The organism is Limnoraphis robusta BA-68 BA1, from assembly GCF_034932365.1.
Classification (GTDB): domain Bacteria; phylum Cyanobacteriota; class Cyanobacteriia; order Cyanobacteriales; family Microcoleaceae; genus Capilliphycus; species Capilliphycus robustus.
Map to the genome: position 1 here is coordinate 32,380 of NZ_JAYGHR010000022.1, position 18,780 is coordinate 51,159.

At 41.0% G+C, this 18,780-nt stretch carries 15 protein-coding genes and 3 pseudogenes; 7 read left to right on the forward strand and 11 right to left on the reverse strand.

What is annotated here, in order from left to right; translation table 11 throughout:
• Positions 1-53: 53 nt before the first annotated feature.
• Entirely contained in the window at positions 54-1,427 is a 1,374-nt protein-coding gene (locus tag VB836_RS10520) for an NB-ARC domain-containing protein (protein WP_323219311.1), read from the reverse strand.
• Positions 1,428-1,769: 342 nt separating this feature from the next.
• On the opposite strand from VB836_RS10520, the gene VB836_RS10525 reads away from it, so the two are divergent.
• On the forward strand, positions 1,770-2,090 hold the full coding sequence (locus tag VB836_RS10525) for a hypothetical protein (protein ID WP_323219312.1): 321 nt from the start codon (positions 1,770-1,772) through the stop codon (positions 2,088-2,090).
• A 103-nt stretch (positions 2,091-2,193) separates the two neighbouring features.
• On the forward strand, positions 2,194-2,607 hold the full coding sequence (locus VB836_RS10530) for a type IV pilin protein (protein ID WP_323219313.1): 414 nt from the start codon (positions 2,194-2,196) through the stop codon (positions 2,605-2,607).
• A 70-nt stretch (positions 2,608-2,677) separates the two neighbouring features.
• Here VB836_RS10530 and VB836_RS10535 read toward each other — a convergent pair whose 3' ends face one another.
• The 8 genes and pseudogenes from VB836_RS10535 to VB836_RS10570 form a co-directional block, all read right to left on the reverse strand.
• Positions 2,678-3,400, reverse strand: coding sequence for a 4'-phosphopantetheinyl transferase family protein (locus VB836_RS10535; protein ID WP_323219314.1), 723 nt, complete (start codon positions 3,398-3,400; stop codon positions 2,678-2,680).
• The gene (locus VB836_RS10540; RefSeq protein ID WP_323219315.1) at positions 3,397-5,619 is read right to left on the reverse strand and encodes a GumC family protein; all 2,223 of its coding nucleotides are present in this window, start codon (positions 5,617-5,619) and stop codon (positions 3,397-3,399) included. Before VB836_RS10540 ends, VB836_RS10535 begins: the two co-directional genes overlap by 4 nt.
• Positions 5,620-5,714: 95 nt before the next feature.
• Positions 5,715-7,355, reverse strand: coding sequence for an SLBB domain-containing protein (locus VB836_RS10545; protein WP_323219316.1), 1,641 nt, complete (start codon positions 7,353-7,355; stop codon positions 5,715-5,717).
• 107 nt (positions 7,356-7,462) lie between these two features.
• Positions 7,463-8,251, reverse strand: a complete 789-nt coding sequence (locus VB836_RS10550) for a cyanoexosortase B system-associated protein (RefSeq protein WP_046278032.1) — start codon at positions 8,249-8,251, stop codon at positions 7,463-7,465.
• A gap of 61 nt (positions 8,252-8,312) precedes the next feature.
• Positions 8,313-9,197 (reverse strand): cyanoexosortase B, encoded by an 885-nt coding sequence (crtB, locus tag VB836_RS10555; RefSeq protein ID WP_323219317.1) that lies wholly within the window; start codon positions 9,195-9,197, stop codon positions 8,313-8,315.
• Positions 9,198-9,404: 207 nt separating this feature from the next.
• Positions 9,405-10,550 (reverse strand): DegT/DnrJ/EryC1/StrS family aminotransferase, encoded by a 1,146-nt coding sequence (locus tag VB836_RS10560; protein WP_323219318.1) that lies wholly within the window; start codon positions 10,548-10,550, stop codon positions 9,405-9,407.
• Between the two features lie 67 nt (positions 10,551-10,617).
• A pseudogene (locus tag VB836_RS10565) lies at positions 10,618-11,596 on the reverse strand (RNA-guided endonuclease InsQ/TnpB family protein); the annotation flags it as partial.
• A 113-nt stretch (positions 11,597-11,709) separates the two neighbouring features.
• Positions 11,710-11,952: pseudogene (locus VB836_RS10570) on the reverse strand (hypothetical protein); the annotation flags it as partial.
• A 441-nt stretch (positions 11,953-12,393) separates the two neighbouring features.
• Between VB836_RS10570 and VB836_RS10575 the strand changes: the two are divergent.
• On the forward strand, positions 12,394-12,771 hold the full coding sequence (locus VB836_RS10575) for a rhodanese-like domain-containing protein (RefSeq protein WP_063847412.1): 378 nt from the start codon (positions 12,394-12,396) through the stop codon (positions 12,769-12,771).
• A 288-nt stretch (positions 12,772-13,059) separates the two neighbouring features.
• Positions 13,060-13,416 carry a peptidoglycan-binding domain-containing protein gene (locus tag VB836_RS10580; protein ID WP_046280937.1) on the forward strand — a complete coding sequence of 119 codons (357 nt, stop codon included), beginning with the start codon at positions 13,060-13,062 and terminating at the stop codon, positions 13,414-13,416.
• Positions 13,417-13,847: 431 nt separating this feature from the next.
• On the opposite strand, the gene VB836_RS10585 is transcribed toward VB836_RS10580, so the two are convergent.
• Positions 13,848-14,510 carry an MOSC domain-containing protein gene (locus VB836_RS10585; protein WP_323219319.1) on the reverse strand — a complete coding sequence of 221 codons (663 nt, stop codon included), beginning with the start codon at positions 14,508-14,510 and terminating at the stop codon, positions 13,848-13,850.
• Positions 14,511-15,244: 734 nt separating this feature from the next.
• Between VB836_RS10585 and VB836_RS10590 the strand changes: the two genes are divergently transcribed.
• Positions 15,245-16,228 carry a hypothetical protein gene (locus tag VB836_RS10590; protein WP_323219320.1) on the forward strand — a complete coding sequence of 328 codons (984 nt, stop codon included), beginning with the start codon at positions 15,245-15,247 and terminating at the stop codon, positions 16,226-16,228.
• A gap of 149 nt (positions 16,229-16,377) precedes the next feature.
• On the opposite strand, the gene VB836_RS10595 is transcribed toward VB836_RS10590, so the two are convergent.
• Positions 16,378-16,971 (reverse strand): DUF1802 family protein, encoded by a 594-nt coding sequence (locus VB836_RS10595; RefSeq protein WP_323219321.1) that lies wholly within the window; start codon positions 16,969-16,971, stop codon positions 16,378-16,380.
• 74 nt (positions 16,972-17,045) lie between these two features.
• On the opposite strand from VB836_RS10595, the gene VB836_RS10600 reads away from it, so the two are divergent.
• Positions 17,046-18,008, forward strand: coding sequence for an aldo/keto reductase (locus tag VB836_RS10600; protein WP_323219322.1), 963 nt, complete (start codon positions 17,046-17,048; stop codon positions 18,006-18,008).
• Positions 18,009-18,284: 276 nt separating this feature from the next.
• Positions 18,285-18,780, forward strand: a pseudogene (locus tag VB836_RS10605) (RNA-guided endonuclease TnpB family protein); the annotation flags it as partial.

Below are 18,780 nucleotides of genomic sequence, written 5' to 3' on the forward strand. Positions count from 1 at the left end.
CGTACCTTCAGGTCGGGGAGGATGTCAATATTGTCTGCCTCAGATCTCATAACTCATCGCTCTGACTTATTAATAGATCTTACATAATGCCTCAAAATCTCTGAAACTGTAAACAAAGATTCCTGTTTTTTTTCATTGCTCTCAATCAAAAAACGTCGCTTTAAAGATTGTATTATCTTGAATAATTGTTGATAATTTAATTGACTATCTACCAATAATTGATTAAGAGAAACAGGTTCATATTCACGACTGATACAAGCAATAATTGTTTGCTCGAATTCTGGTAAATGTTGCCATTGTTGATCGAGAACAATCTTCAATTCTTCACTCAAATAGGGTTGTTCATATTTTAAAAATTCTCCTAATCTTCCGTCAAAAACTTCTTGAATTGTATTAACTGTTATTTTCAAAAATAATGGGTTTCCTTGATAAGTATTAATTAAATTATTCCATTCAGACTCATCTGATAATTTGCTTTCTTTGAGTATTTCTTTAGCTGCTACACCTAAACCCTTCAGAGGAAAGAGGCGAACAGGTGAGTTTTTACCTGCTAAGATCATCAATTCTTGGGGAGCTTCCCAACTGTTAAGAATACAGCAACTTTTGTGAACGGTTTCACCAATCATTTTAAATAATTTTTGATAGTTTTTACAGTCTGCTCTGTAAGTTCCTGCAAATTGTTTCTCGCTGAGTAAATTCTCTATCCCATCTAATACAATTAGACAGCGTTTTTGTTGCAAATTTTCTAATAACATTGACAACTTTTCACCTAAACTTGAAGGTAATTGAGTTTCAGGGTTACGAGAAATAGATAAAATTAAATTGTTTAGTGTATTTTCTAAAGGAGGGGATAGATCAAAATTTTGCCAAATAACGACATCAAAGTGAGTTTTTATTTTTTGTAATAAATATCCAGCCAGTGCAGTTTTACCGATTCCAGAGCAACCTAGAATTGCAACTAAACGACAGCCTTCGTACAGTATCCATTTTTCTAAGGTGGCAATTTCCTTGTGGCGATCGCATAATTTAATTAAGTCTGGTGCGTTGCTTAAATCTTGTTGAGGTTTGGTGAATGTTGAGGGTGAATACTGATTTGATGAGGGATCTCCGCAAATATTAACATTACCAACGATAAAATCATTACCTACCAAATTAGAGGATAAAATTAGTGATTGCTTCCTCTCCATCACTGATCGCAGATTCGTTCTATTGACATTTTCTGCTATAGCATCTGATAAAATTTGCCACAGTTCTGAGGCTATATTTCTCACATATCCTTCACTACAATAATGTTCTTCAGCAATTTCAAAATACTTTTTACCCTGCCAAACTCCTCGTAAAACAGCACTTTGTAAATCAGATAGATGTTTCCCTGTGTTGGCGAAGACCAGTTCATCCGCAAAACCCAATACTTCTTGAATATCCATTATTTTAATTTTTTTGGAGATAGAAGTCTTGCTTCTCAGTATTATTACTGAATAACAATTTAATAGATGTGATTATTGCTATGTAACTCAGTAATTTTACTATAATATCATACTTTTTATTGATTTTGTTGATTTTTATGATAAATTCTGATTTTTTCTGACACTATCGATAGAGTTTTTGCTGATAAAATCAAACTGATTATGATTGAATTTAATTAAACAAGAGGCAATAATAAGTATTAACAAATCAATTTTGCGGTACGGCTAAACTCCTTTTTATGTTGATTGTAAACAGTTATTTTAGCCAATACTCTCTACTACAACCAGGAATGTTTTTTTACTATGAAACCTAAAAAATTTCTCAAAACTCTTTCTATTGCCACCATTTTTTGTGGGAGTATAATGGTTTCTACAGCCGAACCTGCATCAGCATTTGGGTGGTGGAAAACAGATTATTTAGGGCGAGCAACCAGCGCAGATAATGAGGCTTATTGGAGGTCTAGAGGAAGAATACACTTCGGCACACCTCCCCAGAATCGTGACCTCATTTGTCAGTGGAAATATCCACGCACAAATGGTACAGTATATGGTGAAGCGGCTGGTTGGTTTGCAGCTAGTTTGGAAACAAACTGCTACCATCGGTACTGGAAATGGTGGTGGTAAAAGATAAAATCTAACTTTTTAAAGGTCAATTCAGTGAGTAGTATTCATTCACAGTCAATAACTCTCACTGAATTTGTTCACGGTAATCCGACAATAATTAACTATGAAAACAAGCCTGAAATACTTAACCATTCTTTTTTACAAATATGATTCTCAACTGCAAAGTTCAGGATTCACTCTTATCGAACTCTTGGTCGTTATTTTAATTATTGGTATTTTAGCTTCTATTTCTACGGCAACAATGTTTAAAATTATTCATCAAGCGAAAGAAACAGAAGCACTTGCTAATATTAACTACTGTCAAAAACAACAACAGACTTACTATGTAGAAAACACAAAATTTGCCGAGTCTTTAGACTCAATTGGTTTGTCTAGTGAAACCCAAAATTATCTATACGATCTAGAAATTTTTCCACCGACAAAACCTGAAGATGGTAATGTCACTCTTGCTTGCTGTATGGCTCTTGAAAAGGGCGGTGAAAGACAAATGCTCTTTTTGTGTGCTAGTAGCAATTAATTTAGCTCTCGGTTGCCAATAGCAATTAATGAATGTCTAAGAACTCGCGCTTAGTCATTACTTCCGCTTTTCATCCGATGTTAAATTGCCAACAGTTGACTTGACTCGCTTTTCCCTCCACTGCGATCGCCGCACAATAGTCTTCACCCAACTCTAGAGATTGCAGCAACCAATCACAACCTGTATTATGAATCTCTAAACTCTCAGCAGACTCTAACTCCGATAACGAAATTTCCACCGTTTCTAACCCCGCTAACCCTTCCCCCGTCGCCTTCAAATACGCCTCTTTTGCTGTCCACAACTGAAAAAATCCCCTCAGTTGTTCCATTCCTTGCGATGTACTCAAAACCAAATATTCCGACTCCCGAAAAAACCGCTTCGCCAGTGACAACACCTCAATAGGACGAATATATTCAACATCAATTCCCACTCGACGATTTAATGCGATCGCCAACAATGCCTTATCCTCAGAATGAGAGACATTAAACTCAATACCCGTCGAATTTGCCTTTAAAAAAGGCTTTCCCCGTTCACTATAACTAAACTCAACTTCAGACGGTGACACCCCCAAATAACCCGCCAAAATCATTCTCAGAACCCCCCTCGCCCCGACAAACCGAACGTGATCCCGTTTTTGGCGATAACGTCTGGCTCGTTCTTGTTCATCGGGGGAAAGGACTTGCTCAAATTCCTCCAGGTGTTCACTGAGTAACCCGAACTCAGCCTGCCAAACCTCAACCCCATCCGTTGAGAGATTATACACCTTCGCAGGTCGATGCCAAATCAAATTCATCGTTTAACCTTTGAGGGTAACTGGCGCACTGTCTGAGACTGGGAAGGGAGCGTCGGTTGATACAAGGGAGCGTCTACAGCCTGTTTGCTCTGATCTATAGGTTCATCAAACCATTCAACCGCAATATCCGCATCATTAATCATTGCACCCAACAGACGCGGACGGTATTTTGTTGAGCCTTCATCCTCATCCACTTCTGTCAACTGCTCCGCTAGTTCTCCTAGCTGACCCGATAGCGTATAGCTTGGACGAGCCACTAAAATTAAACCATCCGTTGAAGGTTCAAGCGTCAAAGCATCGTTATTAGAACTCAGAGAAGGAACATCAATAATCACCATATCAAAGCGATAACGAACTTCTGCCAGTAAACGTTTCATCTCGCTCGACTCTAAAACCCTAGCCGCTTGTCGCAATGGCCCCGGACTGGGAATCACATACAAATTCTCCACATCAGGAACCAGGCGAATACAATGATTAGCATCCCCGTAGTAGCGTAAAGGTTCAGTCCCACTCAACGGTTCTGGTGCCAATCTCAAAGATTCTACCTGAGAGGGCGATCGCAAATCTCCTTCAATTAACAACGTCCGTTTTCCCGCTCTAGCTGTAGCAATTGCCAAATTATAAGCACAGAACGTTTTTCCTTCCAACTCACCCGCACTGGTAATCAGTACCACTCTAGCGGGTTTTTCTCCTATTCGTTGTAAATTGCTGCGGACTTTTTCGTAATATTCTAAATAGGGAGAATGAGCTTTGAGCAATAGAGGCATCGCCTGAGATGATCCTTCAAATAACATCACATTCGGTAATAAACCCAACAACGGCACCTCTCGTTCTTGCAATGCGCCTTTGATTTCTTCCCAAGTGTAGAACTTGCCACTGAGCATTCCCAGAACAAAAATTAACACCGCTCCCCCTAAAACCCCAGCCAGCCCACCCCCGGCTAAAATCAGCGCCATACTGATCGCTTCTGGAACTTCTACATCCTTTGCATAAGCCTCTTGAGCCACCTTTAAACTACTAACGGTTTCCGCTTCTGCTGCTTGAGAGTCCACCAACTGAGCCTTCATCTTATCATGTAAGGCTTTTTTGTAGAGGAGTTCTTGTTCGAGGCGTTGCTTTTCTAACTGTTTATTGGGGAGAGTGGCATAACTTTCTCGCAGATCAACTTCGATTTTTTTGAGATTTTCTAATTGTTGTTGGAGTGTTTCTTTTTGGGTTTGCAAGGCTGTTAAATTTTGAGCCAATAGTTGGCGAGCCGGATCGAGAGAAGAATCTACCCGAATTTGATCCGCTTGTCTTAAAGGTGCCGCGACTCCATCTCCCCCCAACACTTCAGAGGCTCGTTCTTGTAATTGTCGTTCGGCGGCTTGTTTTTGTTTAATTAAAGCGGCAACTTGGGGATGTTCATCTCGATAATCTTGACGTAAAAGCCCAAGCTGAGACTCAATTTGATACAGTTGAACCCGTAACTGCGCGATAATCGGATCAGCCGTTAGGGCTTGAGAAACATAGGCTTGATCCACATTTAATCCGAGTCTCGACTGCAAACTTTTGATTTGTGCCGTCAGCGTTTCAATCTGAATTTGTACATCTTGTTGTTGTTTTTGATTACCAACAATTGCTTCCGGTAAAACACCACTTTCTATCGCTAGTAAGGTTGCTCCCTCCCGTTTATCATATTGTTCTAAGTCTTGTTCGGCTTGTCGCAGTTCTTTTTCGACCGGACTCAAACGGGCTGTAACCGTATCAATAATATCCCGAAGCTGCTGAGTATTAATCAAGCGACTTTGTTCAATCATCTCCGTCATCATTATATTCACAATTTCGACGGCTCGTTCCCGGTTGGGATCAGTATAATTCACTTGAATAAAACTCGGTGCATCCACTTGATTCTTCACCGTCACCTTTAAACCATCTTTCAACTGTTTTGGAGTCACCTTGGTCTTCTCCAAAACTGTTTCAATAACTCGCGGTTGCAGTAACATTCCCTCATTAAGTTGCTGTCCTCTCTCGCGAATACTTTGACCCGTTTCTGAAAAAAGTACAGGTGGATTTTGATAGGTCAATACTCCGGTTGCAGTGTAAGGGGGTTTCTCTGGTGGTTCGAGAATCATGGCTACAGCCCCCGAAACGCCCAAAACCAGTATAAAAGTCGAAAATCCCGCCCATTTATACTGGTCAAAGGCAATCAGATATCGTTTAACAATCGGTAAAGTCATAAGGAATTTTTGTCTAAATAGAACATCAAATTAAAATCTTCAAAAGTGTTGTTTCAGGAATATTTTTAACGGCACTTCAAGAATAAAACTGATCATCAACGGCGATTTCCACTTCCCCCACTACTATTATTCGGCCCGAATAGCTCTTCCGCCGCATTGCTAATCTCTCTAAAAAACAGGAGAAAACCGAGAATATCCCGAAACGGCTGAGTAAAGCTATTGAGGAAATAACTCAAATTAGCCGAGAAATTGCGATCAATCACGATCACATCTTCATCTTGCAACAAAATATTATCGGTGGGATTACCTTGTAACACTTGTCTACCATTGAGTGTCCGGGTGATCGCTTTACCCGCTTGGGGATCAAAACGAATTAAGGTGATTTCATCCAACTTCGCCGTCGCTAAAGGAACGTTATTGAGAATATCGACAAAGGTACTGCCATTCGGTAACGTCACCGATCCCACTGCACCGCCCGCATTACTGAGAATTCGTATCGTAATCTGTTGATTAACCAATGTTGAATTCGCGACCAAAGTTCGATCATAATCTTGTTGATCCTGAATCGACAATTGCGGTACAATTACCGAATCCCCATTCGACAGCGCCACATTCGGTAAAGCCGTTGCCTCTTTTAACGGAGAATACAAATCAACCCGATCTTGAATCACTTGACCATCAATGGTCACACGACAGACAATCACCGATCGCAAATCTGCTGTTAAAGTTGCCCCTCCCGCCGCTAAAATCGCCGCAGACACCCGTCCTAGCCCTGCTGGTAAGGTGTAAAAACCCGGTTTGACGACGGCTCCCACTATGGTTACTTCCACAGGGGTAGGCGCTGCCGCTAAACTGTAGGACTCAACTATCTCCCGTTCTGGGCCTTGAGTGGGTAAGGTTTGTTGGGTGGGAACGAAGATAATATCTCGGTCTTCTAAACGAATATCTGGGGGAGCTAAACCCGAGACGAGAGGCGTCAATAAATCAATTTCTGCGGCTAGGGTTCTCCCATCAGGTAAACCCCGGCGCAGTTGAACTGAACGTAAATCAGCATTGGCGCGAGTCCCCCCAGCGCTTGAGAGGGCGATCGCCAGTTGAGGGGTTCCCAAAGGATAAAAACCGGGCCGGGCGACTTGTCCAGTAACAGTGACTTGTACGGGGCGCTGTGCTAAAAGTGAGACGTTGACTAGGGGATTTTTCACATACTGATTTAAGCGATCGCGAATTTCCTGTTCTATTTCTCGTAAAAATAACCCCTCTAGTCTCACCGTGCCAATTAACGGGATAATCGTTGTTCCTTCCGGGCCTATCACCGCATTCGGAATGCTTAACTCTGTTGAACGTAAACCATTGACAAAGATATCAATAAAAATTTGATCTCCAGGCCCTAAACGGTAGCGTTCAATCTGATTTTCATTACCCCGTTCAAAATAGGATACATCCACTGGAACTAAATTCGGTTCAAGGACTCGTTCTACAGGTCGGCCGCCCGGTTGTTGAAATAATCCTAAAATTTCCGGCGTATTTTGCGGTTCCACACCCTCCAAAAGTTCGATCTTGCGCTCAACAAACTCTTGCGGTAAAACACATTTATCCGGGATTTGCTGCGCTTTGCTTTGGCGAACAAAAACAACGGTATTGACTCCCCCCAATAGTACCGTTAATCCTAGAGTCCAACTCCCCGAGTAAAGACCCGCTACTGTTACTGAAATAAATCGATCAATAGAATTAACCATAACATTTTTTAGGGAGTAAACAGTTATCACTTAGGGCGGGTTTATATCAGTTGTCAGGAGGCACGCCCCTACAAACTGTTCGTTGGTGACTGTTTAATGGTAACTGTTTACTGGTGACTGGTGAGCAGAAATGCTTCTGCCATCAATGCCGCTTGAACGGTTTGACTCAGAGAACTAGCCCTATCCTCTACTTTTTCTATTTTACCTAATGGTTCAATCGGAATTAACACGTTAACTGCTACCCAAGCCGCCCGTTGCTGGGATAATTGAGCCATGCGATCCGCCATAAACCAATGACTCGCGGCTGGACTACCACCATTAGGCCAAGCGTACCATTGCATTACTGCATAGGTTTGTTTTAAACGCTGTTTTTGGTAAAGTTCACAGAGTTGATCGGAGGAACAATCTTTCCACAATAAACTTAATAACGGGTTAGCCGCTTGCGTCCAACTGCGAAAAAAATGAGTGGTAAATTTTACAGAGGATGATTCTTCTTTAGACGGTTCAACGGTTAAGCGTAGACGACGTGAAGAATCCGTTTTCCACTGTTGAAATCCGTTGATATCCATCCATTCTACTTGCGGTCTATCTTTATAATACTTCTGAACCAGCATGACTAAAATAGCCGTTTGATTATCCTGTTCAACCGTTTGAATTAACCACTCTTGACCCCGAATTTTCATCAGTTTTTGTTCGAGGGTTTTCCATCCGGCTAAATCTAAACCCTGTTTTCGGATTTGTTGCAATTGTGCTAAGGTTTGCAGTTGCGGTTGATCGGCCCAAGTCCATTTTCCCGTTAGATAACCCGGAATTGCTGCAACCATTAACAGCAAAAACAGAAAGATTAAAACAATAATTTTAGCCCATTTTTGGGGGAGTTTTTCTTTTACAACCATAGGTTATTTTTTGATTCATTCTGATGATTTTAGAGTTATTTATCTGGAAATTTATCACCGTTTAATCAGTCTCAGGTTCCGGTTCATTCGGAAAATAATTTTGTACCCAATTAATCAACACAACCAATAAACCCAACATCAAAGCTGAATAAAGATCACCCCCCCAACTATCATGCAGCCAGTGAAATAATCCATCTTGACCCGTACCATGAAACAGTGTAAGCAGCGTATTTCTAATAATATTAGCAACCACACTAATGGTAGCAGCACTCACTAAAAATAAAATGCTTTTTGTGCGATCTGATATTGTACCCGTCCAATACAACAGCATCAACCCGACGTATAAACTGGTAAATAACATCTTCAGTCCCGCACAATGAGGCGCAACTTCAACAATTTGTCCGTTAACAAATAGATAAACTTGCTCCACTGTTACATTTAGATTAAACTGCACCAAGATAAATCCGGCAACGGATGCAATAAATTTTTGCAACGGAAATGCTAACGGTTCGATCAGATAGGGTAAATGAGTCGGAGTCGCCAAAGCCACAAAAATTAACGGCCATTTCTGCAACCTTAAACCCGCAATTCCTTTCAACCACAAACACAGTCCCCCTAACATCATCGGAAAGGAAAGATTGACTAAATCTGATAATCCTGACGCATAAAATAACCCCGAAATGAGCAGCAAAACTGCACCCGCAGGATGGCTAATATTCGGAAGTTGACTCCATTGCGATCGCTGTGTCCAAGCAATATAAGCTGCAAACGGTAAACCAATTAAACCATGACTAAAATATTCATGTTCAATACTGATACTTTTTTCAAGCCAACCATCAAACCAATAAACTAACAGAGGAGCATACAGCAAGCCTAACAGTACCACAAGAGCGGCATTTAACACATATCGCTCAATTGCAATGGGAATTTTTCGTTGAATTTGCATCGTTCTTACTAACCCTGTATTTAATGCGTTCCGATCAAAAGTTTTCCCAAAAGATAGGTAAAAGGCAACAGCGCAAACTTGCGGCCCGGCGGTTTCCGGCAGAAGCACAGTTTGCAAGAGAGGCACTCTTGGGGCGGGTTTATGTATGCTGTTTATGATCAACATAGATTTGGGCTGAACCCGCCCCTACACTGTAAAAGCTGTTTACTAATTAATCCCTAACACAGATTTAATAGATGCAACCACATGATTAATTTGCTCGTTCCTGAGTCCAGGATACATCGGCAGGGAGAGGATTTGACGACTGAGCATTTCCGCCATTGGGAAATCACCTTCAGAATACCCTAAATGTTGATAAGCAGGTTGCAGATGACAGGGAATTGGATAGTGAATTCCAGTTTGTACGCCCATCTCAGATAATTTCGCCTGTAAAGTATCGCGATCAACGACACATTCTTCTGTTACCCGCATCACATACAAATGATACACATGACCATCTTCGCATTGATTTTCGATCGGGATAATCCCCTTTTCCCGTAGAGGTAACAGCAGGGTATCATATTGTTCAGCCGCAAAATTGCGATCGTGATTCCAGCTTTCTAAATGAGGGAGTTTCACGTTTAAAATCGCTGCTTGTATTGTATCTAAACGGCTATTGGTTCCCAGTTCCATATGAACATATTTTTTCGGTGCGCCATAGTTTCGCAGGCTTTTCATTTTTTGCGCCACTTCTTCGCTACGGGTGATCACCATTCCGCCATCCCCAAACGCACCGAGATTTTTACTGGGATAGAAGCTAAACGCCGCCGCCATCCCGACTGAACCCGCTCGATAGCCCTCTCGTTGGGCGAGGTGGGCTTGGGCTGCATCTTCAAAGATCACTAAGTTATGACTGTTCGCTAACTCGAGCAAGCCGTGAGGCGAAACCATTTGACCGTAGAGATGAACGGGAAGGATTGCTTTTGTTTTAGCGGTAATTGCTTTTTGGGCAGCTTCTAGGTCAATTAAAGCCGTCTGAGGGTCACAATCAACCAGAATAGGAGTTGCCCCCGAGTGGATCACACCAATCGCAGTCGCAATGAAGGTATTAGCGGGTAAAATCACTTCATCACCTTGACCAATACCGATCGCTTGTAAGCCTAAAGCGATCGCATCGGTGCCACAGGCGACCCCGATACCATATTGCGCTCCACTAGCTTGAGCAAAAGCTGTTTCAAATTCTCCTAACACTTGACCGAGGACAAAATCTCCTTGATCAATAACGGCTTGTATTGCTTGTTCGATTTGAGATTGTATGGGTTGCTGTTGCAGCTTGAGATCAACAAAAGGAATAGAGCTTAAAGCGGTAGTCATCGTGAGTTTCCGTTGAGTTTTTATATATTGACATCCTCTCCGCCGTAAACAACGGAGATTCCAAACATCACTGTTTGGGCTTCCTCTTTCTATGAGTTGACTTACAAGGATTGGGTTTCCCCGTCCAAGCAGAGGTCAGTCTCTCGGGAGGCGTTAATTTCCGTCTGCCCGACGGTATTTGATAGTTGTTTAAGTGCAGATTTTAGAATGTTTTTGGCGGCGTTTTCATCCCGGTCTGCTACATACCCACAGTGAGGACATTTGTGAGTCCGGGTGCTGAGAGTTTTGACAACCTTCTCACCGCAATTTGAGCAATTTTGAGAAGTATATGCGGGTTCAACAGCAATCACCGGAACCCCATAAATTCTCCCAAAATACTCCAACCATTCTCTAAATCTGTACCAAGCAGCATCATTAATTGATTTGGCTAGATGATGATTTTTAACTAAATTGCGTATCCGTAGGTTTTCAATCGCTACCAAGTCGTTAGACTGTATGACGTGTTGGGCCTGTTTACAAACCCAATCATTACGCCTGCGTGAAACTCTTAGATGCGCTCTACCTAACCGATTCCTGGCTTTTTTACGGTTTTGACTTCCCTTTTTTTTTCGAGATAATCGACGTTGTAGCTTTTTAATTCGTCGCTCATCTTTTCTTAGAAAACGGGGATTCTCTACCTGTATCCCGGTGGAATCAGTGTAGAAATAGTTAAGACCTACATCAAGCCCTGTTTGTTTGTTACTGAGTTCTTTGTTTTCCTCCCTTTCATGGTCTATCAAAAATTGAGCATAATACCCATCGTGTCTTCTAATCACCCTAACTCGTTTAATTTGTTGGAGTTGATAGAAGTGCAAGTCTCGACTACCCCAAAGCTTAAATGTACCTGCTTGAAACTTATCGGAAAAGGTTAAATAGCGTCTATCTTCTGAAAGTTTCCATCCCGATGTTTTGTATTCAACAGATGCTCGGACTTGAGATTTTTTAAACTTTGGAAATCCTTTTTTCCCCGGTATTTTTTGCCGACATTTTTGATAAAATCGTTCAATTTAAAACAGATAGGATAAGGATTTAACGGATTAAGCTATCTGTGAGATGCCAAGATCTATGCGTTTTACAGTTAAGTTAATCCGTTCTTCCGCTTCTCTATCCGTTTTTAAATGGATGCCCATGCTCTTTCTGCGTGGGCTTGTCGAGCCATAGAATTGAGTTTGTTTACCCAGGGAAAATCTGGATTGTCTGACAGCAGTTTGCAGTAGGCATAAGCATCGTTGCGACTTTTAACTTGACCATTTATCCATGCTTTGATGATGCTGTTGCGAACAAACCTACCAGTACGGATAGCTTCGTCTAACTTTCTGTACTGGTATTGCGTTCCTTGCAGCTTCATTTCATACACAAGCATAGATTATCGGCATCAAGCCACGATAAACTTATGTTAGCATAAAATAATCCGTCGTGAACGACGGGGCTTTAAACCTGCTTCTCTTGGTAAATAGAGGGGCCAGAATCGCCCAGAAGCTTTTAATTTTAGAGCGTTTTAGAGTGACGAGGCCGAGTGAGTCATCGCGATCGGTCTCCTGGCAGAATAGGAGTGAGTTGATTGGCAGCGACTCAGCAGATCTGGGCATGAATAGCATAGCTCAGGAAAACTTGGGATTTGTGTGATCTCAAGTCGCTGTGATTTTTCTACAGATATAGAGATATAGAGAAGACCTGCTGACTCTCTCTTTAGATATAAATTTATAATTTTCGTCAAGTTTTAGCAATAAAAATTTGCAATTTGTGAAATATTTAGTTACATTGAGAGTAATGATCTGATTCTAAATGTTGAGTATTTTTATCTATGAATATGTTTTCTAAGCTAATCCCCACTCCTGAACCGATCAAACCTAAATCTCGAGTTCAAGATTTGAAATCCCGTTTGGACTGGGGCGAACCTGCTTTAACCATCATTGATGTGCGAGGCTTAGAAGCCTTCAACGCTTGTCATATTCTCGGCGCCATTGGCATACCAATGGACAAATTGGTTGAGCGAGTACCGGAAACTTTGGAACCTGCTCGTGATATCTATCTTTATGCTGAAACTGAGGAAGAAACAGCACAAGCAGCAGCCCTACTCCGTGAAGCAGGTTATCTTCATGTTGCTGAGTTAATTGGTGGACTTGCAGCCTGGAGAGCAGTGGGTTATCCGGTTGAAGCAATTAGTGCGATCGTTACCTAAAATTCATTGGGTCTTCCTTCTAACAAAAATCCCAATAGCTGATTAGAGTCTTGCAGATAAGTTTCTGTAGGGCTTATTTTTTTATAGCAGTTCGCGCTGGTATATTTACAAATCTACGGCACGAAGAATAGCCAAAAGCCTGACTATACCGAACTTTTTCCCCCTCTTGCCTTTTGCCTCTTGCCTCTTGCCTAGCGCTTCGCGCTATAGCTCTGATAGCGGCGCATCCTACGAAGAGTTTTTCAAAGCAATAAATCAATCATTCATTCATCGAATGCCATCCTTTTATTGAGATATGGAATTGCCACTCCTAAAACTCTAGCACTCCTTGCTCTAACAAATGCGAACACTAGCCAAACTTCCCTAAAAACATCACTTTTAAAATTAGGAAGTCGCGGTTCTGAAGTGATCGAACTTCAGCAATATCTTCAAGTCATGGGATATTATAACAAACCCATTACAGGTTACTATGATCTTTCTACACAGCAAGCCGTCAAAGTCTTTCAAAGTGATGTTGGATTAAAACTCGATGGTATTGTTGGCTCCATGACTCAGGCTGCGATTGAATCTCAGTTCAACTCTCCCCCGGTTTCAAGTTCGATCTCAACTCCTTCATCTATACCAAGGCTCGGTGATTTTCGCTGAATGTATCCCTAAGAGCCGCTAAATCCGTAATTTCACGGGGTCATATCCGGATTTGTTTACATCTAAAAATCAAAAAAATCCGTAAAACTACTCTGGCTTTTTCAGGCTTTTTTGAGTTACTCTAAGAGTAGAGTTAATCCACTCAAATATCATCCAACTTCTTCGGACTTGCTGAGTTTTATTCAGTCAACCCTGAACTATTCAATCAATTAGGAGAACACCAAAATCATGGACCCGATCACCATCACTACCGCTATCAGTATTAGCCTTTTCGGATTGACTGGTATTGTTGTAATCTCATTGCTGTCCATTTATTTAGTGATCCTAGAAGTGGACAATCCATGAGACTAGAAAGAATAGCCTCAGCACTGCTGACAGAGTTACTGATCAAGGCTATGAAATGAAAGTTTTATCAGGGGTTTTTTAACGGATTAATATAAAGAGTTCAAGAGTTTTTCTTGCCAGTTAGCAGATAATAAAGGACAAGTTGCCAGTAGGCTTTTGACATCTGGATCACAACATCGATTGTACATGATGTCATTAGCCTGAGCAACTGTCCACTCAGGAAAAGGGCGATCGCTTAATATGAGCGGTAAACCCGGTTCAACAAAACCTTCTTTTAATACTCGAAAATACCAACCTGTCCGTCCAGTTTTCTGCACTTGCAGGGCTAAATCTTCAATCCGCCAACGACGAGATAATTTCCAACAGGGTTTTCGAGGTTGAGACACCTGTATTTCCGCTTCACCCACTTGGTAAACATCACCAATACAAACCGATGTCTCAGTTTGTCCACTAATGGTAAAATTTTCACCAAATGCACCGTAGGGAAAATTAATTTTATTTAAACAATTTTTCCACCAGGGATAATGATCCGCACCATAACCCAAAACTGCTTTATCAACACCTCCATGATTTTTGAGATCCGCTTGACCATCACCAACGAGGTGAGTTTTTCCAAGCCAAATTAATCCTTGAACGGATTCTTTAAAAAATCCTGTTGACCAAGGACGATCCATCGGATCAGTTGCTTCTTCTATACCAATTTGTTGCGGTAGACCGACTTGAATTGAATCGAGTTGAGGAATGAGCATATCTGTCGATTTTCCAATCCTTGTTATATTTTATATCAATCAGTCCATAAAAATCTAAATGGTCAGGCGATGCGACAAAACCTTTCAAATCTCACCCAGAATTTGGCTGATCCCCCCCTACCCTAACTTGATTAATAAACTCGCCTCTACATTGCATGGATTTTTTCCAATCTAACCGGGCAGGTTTATTAACGTTAATTCGGGGTTTTTTTGAGGATTGAGATAGAGGCAATCAGGATTAAGGCATTGACTCCTGGTTAAACTCTGGGGTGATTTGATGAATTCTCGATTTCAAGATTAAACTCTAAAGCGGAGACAGGCAACAGGGGAATTACTGAACTTTCAGAAGGTTTTGAGTTTAAAATGAAGATCATTCTCCCTATAAACACCAATCCTTGAAGTCAAACCCTTGATAGATGTGGGATTCCTTGATTTCAACTCAACTCATATCATGTCCGACTAATCAATAATGATTCTGTAGGGGCGGGTTCAGTCAATATCTTTAGCACTACTGAGAGATTGAGATAAACCCGCCCCACCCCATAACAGAATTAATCAACCGGACATAATATCAGGCGATGGGAAGCACAAATAAGCAGTTGCATCGGTTTGTACCCCAGAGGCTAGAGAGAAATTTTTAGAGATTATTTAATTTGAGGGTTGTTTTCTAGGGTTTTCATCTGATATCTTGTGGAGTAAACTGTAATATATTAATATTGATAGAGCCACAGAGAATGACTACACCTCAAGAAGCGAAGCTTCAAAATTTAATTGCAACGGCAACCAACCCCAAGCAAAAAGCCATGTACGAGGCTTTGCTGAAAAAGGTGAAAACTCAATCATCATCGCCAGCACCAGAAACTCCATCGCCCTCTCCACTTCCAAAACCCGTTAAGCCTTCAAAGCCTAAACCGCAAATCTCAACTCCAGAGGTTGAAGCCAAACAGCCTCAAGCTTCAGAAAAAGTTGAAGCCAACCAGCCTCAAGCTTCAGAAGTTGAAGCAGTTGAACAACAATCTCTCGAGCAAGTAGAGTTTCAGGGAATTGGTATTCTCAAAGCTGAAGTGCATTTAACCGAGGAACGCTCGATCATTAAGCTGGGAGATCAAGAATACCGATTGTTTTATATTCCCGGTCGGCGTCAAAAAGCCTATAATGCCCTAAAAAAAGAAATTGAAACAACAGGAAACTTAGTCCAGCGTTTAATTGTTTATCCTAAATTGTTTCACTTTCCCAGAAAAGAACAACCGCATGGGATTGGTTTTCAGTTAGTCGGTTTTGTCAGTGATAAAAACACAAAATCCGGTGTCGAAGAAGAATTAAAAGACGGAGAATTTCGTCTCTGTGGGTTATGGCAATTTATTCCCGTTTGTCGGGTTCCTTGCATTTCGATTTTTCGGAACTTTAACGACGAACGGCTAGCTTGGATTAAAGAAGCTGATCCGACTCGCAAGGTCAAGTTTATGAAAGCCTCTCATATTCCTTTGCTGTGGAAAGATGCACCTGTTAGACCTTTTAGATTTAACCCGAAGTTAGAAAAAGAAGAACAAGGTAAACCTCATTTTGTTCAGGTTAAAGCCAAGTTTTTACCGGATCGAGATCTGTTTGGTTTTGTAGAAGAATTAGCCCCACCGATAGAAAAATCACCGAGGTTTTTGAAAGCTTCTAAAAAAGATAAGGCGATCGCTAAACTTGCTCAAACCGAATCTCAATCTTGAACAAGTCTATGATTTGAGTCAATTTATATTCTTCTTGAAATACATCCCTTTTTTAGAATTGTTGGGTTTCACAGGATTTAACCCAACCTCTAGTTTTGACAAGATTTGTTTTGTAGCCCCTTTTTTGATTTTCGGGTGTTTGGGACTGTTCAATCAGACTTTTCCGGCTGCATTAACAATTGGCGAATTTCTGCACAAAGGGTTTGATATTCTGTTTCTTCCCAAACAGAAATAGAGTTTTGAATTGAAATATCCTCTTGTAATTCTATCCAAGAACGACAACCGCCATAACTCCGATGATAGGGAATTTCATCAACTTGGGAAAGTTTATAAGGTTTTAACAGCAGTAAAAAAAGCGGTTTTTGCGGTTTAAACTGGAGACGTTCCCGCACAAATTGTTCATTCCAAATCAAAAAAGGCAGCAACTCAGAAATCAACATTTCCGCCTGTTGCGTTTCGATTGATAAAATATCCGTAATTTCTGCCCAACTGCTAATTTTAACCGTTTTTGGATGCCAACCGGAGGAGACAGGTTGCACTTGAGACGCATATTCAGGTAATAGTAAATCCGGCTGTTGATGTTCAAAAGTCGGATACAATAAAACCTGTTGATGTTCAACAGAAAACTTTCCCCCTTGTTCTCTAATTCCCCCTTTTCGTAGCAGTAAAATAGTTTCACCCGCTTCTAAAGCCTTAACCGCAATATTCCATTCTTTTAACGCTTGTTTGATTTTAACATCCATAAGATAGATACAGAATCGACAATTTGTCTTTACAATAATAGAATTCGTAGCATTTGACAATTGAGGATTCAAAGATGGAAACGCGACCCCTTGGCACCTCTAATATTCAAATTACACCCATTATTATGGGAACTTGGCAAGCTGGAAAGCGAGGTTGGACGGGTATTCAGGATGAAGATACCATCAAAGCCATTCGGACAGCATTTGAAGCCGGAATAACCACAGTAGACACCGCAGAAATTTATGGAGATGGTCATTCTGAACAAATTGTGGCTCAGGCGTTATCCGATGTTCGGGATCAAGTCGTTTATGCCACAAAAGTTTTCCCCAATCATCTTAAGTATAACCAAGTGATTGAAGCTTGCGAGCGCTCTTTAAAAAATCTGCAAACCGACTACATTGATCTTTACCAAATTCACTGGCCGTCTGGGAGTTTCAACAGTGAAATTGTTCCCATTGAAGAAACAATGAGAGCCTTGAATAAACTCAAAGAACAAGGTAAAATTTGGGCGATCGGGGTTTCTAACTTTTCTCGCGATCAACTCGCCGAAGCCGCTCAATATGGTCGCATTGAAAGTTTACAACCGCCCTATTCTTTATTTTGGCGTCAAATCGAAAAAGATATTGTGCCTTATTGCCTTGAAAACAATATTTCAATTCTAGCTTATTCCTCTTTAGCCCAAGGACTCTTAACCGGAAAATTTGGCCCTGCTCATCAATTTTCAGAAGGAGATAATCGCTCTTCTAATAAGTTATTCGCCGATCAAGAAAACTACGCCCGTGTTCAAACCGCCTTAGATAAATTGCGTCCAATTGCCGAACGAAATCATTGCACATTAGCCCAGTTATCTCTAGCTTGGTTAATTGCTCAACCTCAAACCAATGCCATTGTCGGGGCGCGTCACGATGAACAATCTCAACAAAATGCTCAGGCGGCAGCTATTCAACTTTCAGACCATGATTTAGATGAAATTGACAGCATAGGACGGATTGTTACTGATCCGTTAGATGAAAATTTGAAGAGGCTGAATTCCTAGAATTCTACTATTTCTAGGTGCAACTTTAAACGTACAAGGCTTGCACCCATACAAATCTAAATTTTTAGATTTAGGGGTTGACCAAAAGCCGTTTTGGGGTTATATTATAATTGGGATGGATGCTGCCCTATATACTCAAAGAATTTCTACCTCTTCACCCTTAGTGTCTTCGTGGTTTTATTGCTCCCCAAAGTAAAAAAAAACCGCTCGATGTGCTTGTGTTAGACAAATCTATGCTATCATAGTCAGCATAAATTAAAAGGTAAGTAGTCAGAATTGATAGTTTTTGAGTTCAAAGCACAAGGTAAAGATAGCCAGTATCGAGCAATTGATGAGGCGATACGCTCCTACAAGTTCATCCGAAACTCTTGTTTAAGATATTGGATGGACAACAAAATGGTGAGCAAGTACGACCTCAATAAATATTGCAAGGTGCTAGCTAAACAATATCCTTTTGCTCACAAACTCAACTCTCAAGCTAGACAGTCTGCGGCTGAATGTAGTTGGAGTGCAATTAGCAGATTTTACAACAACTGTAAGAAAAAAGTACCTGGTTTGAAAGGATTCCCTAAGTTCAAGAAACACGCTCGTTCTGTTGAATATAAGACTTGCGGGTGGAAGCTTTCAGAGAACAGGAAACATATTACTTTCACCGATAAGAACAATATCGGTAAGCTGAAGCTAAAGGGAACCTATGATCTTCATTTCTACCAACTCGAAGACATTAAGCGAGTGAGGTTAGTGAAGAGAGCCGATGGATACTATGTGCAGT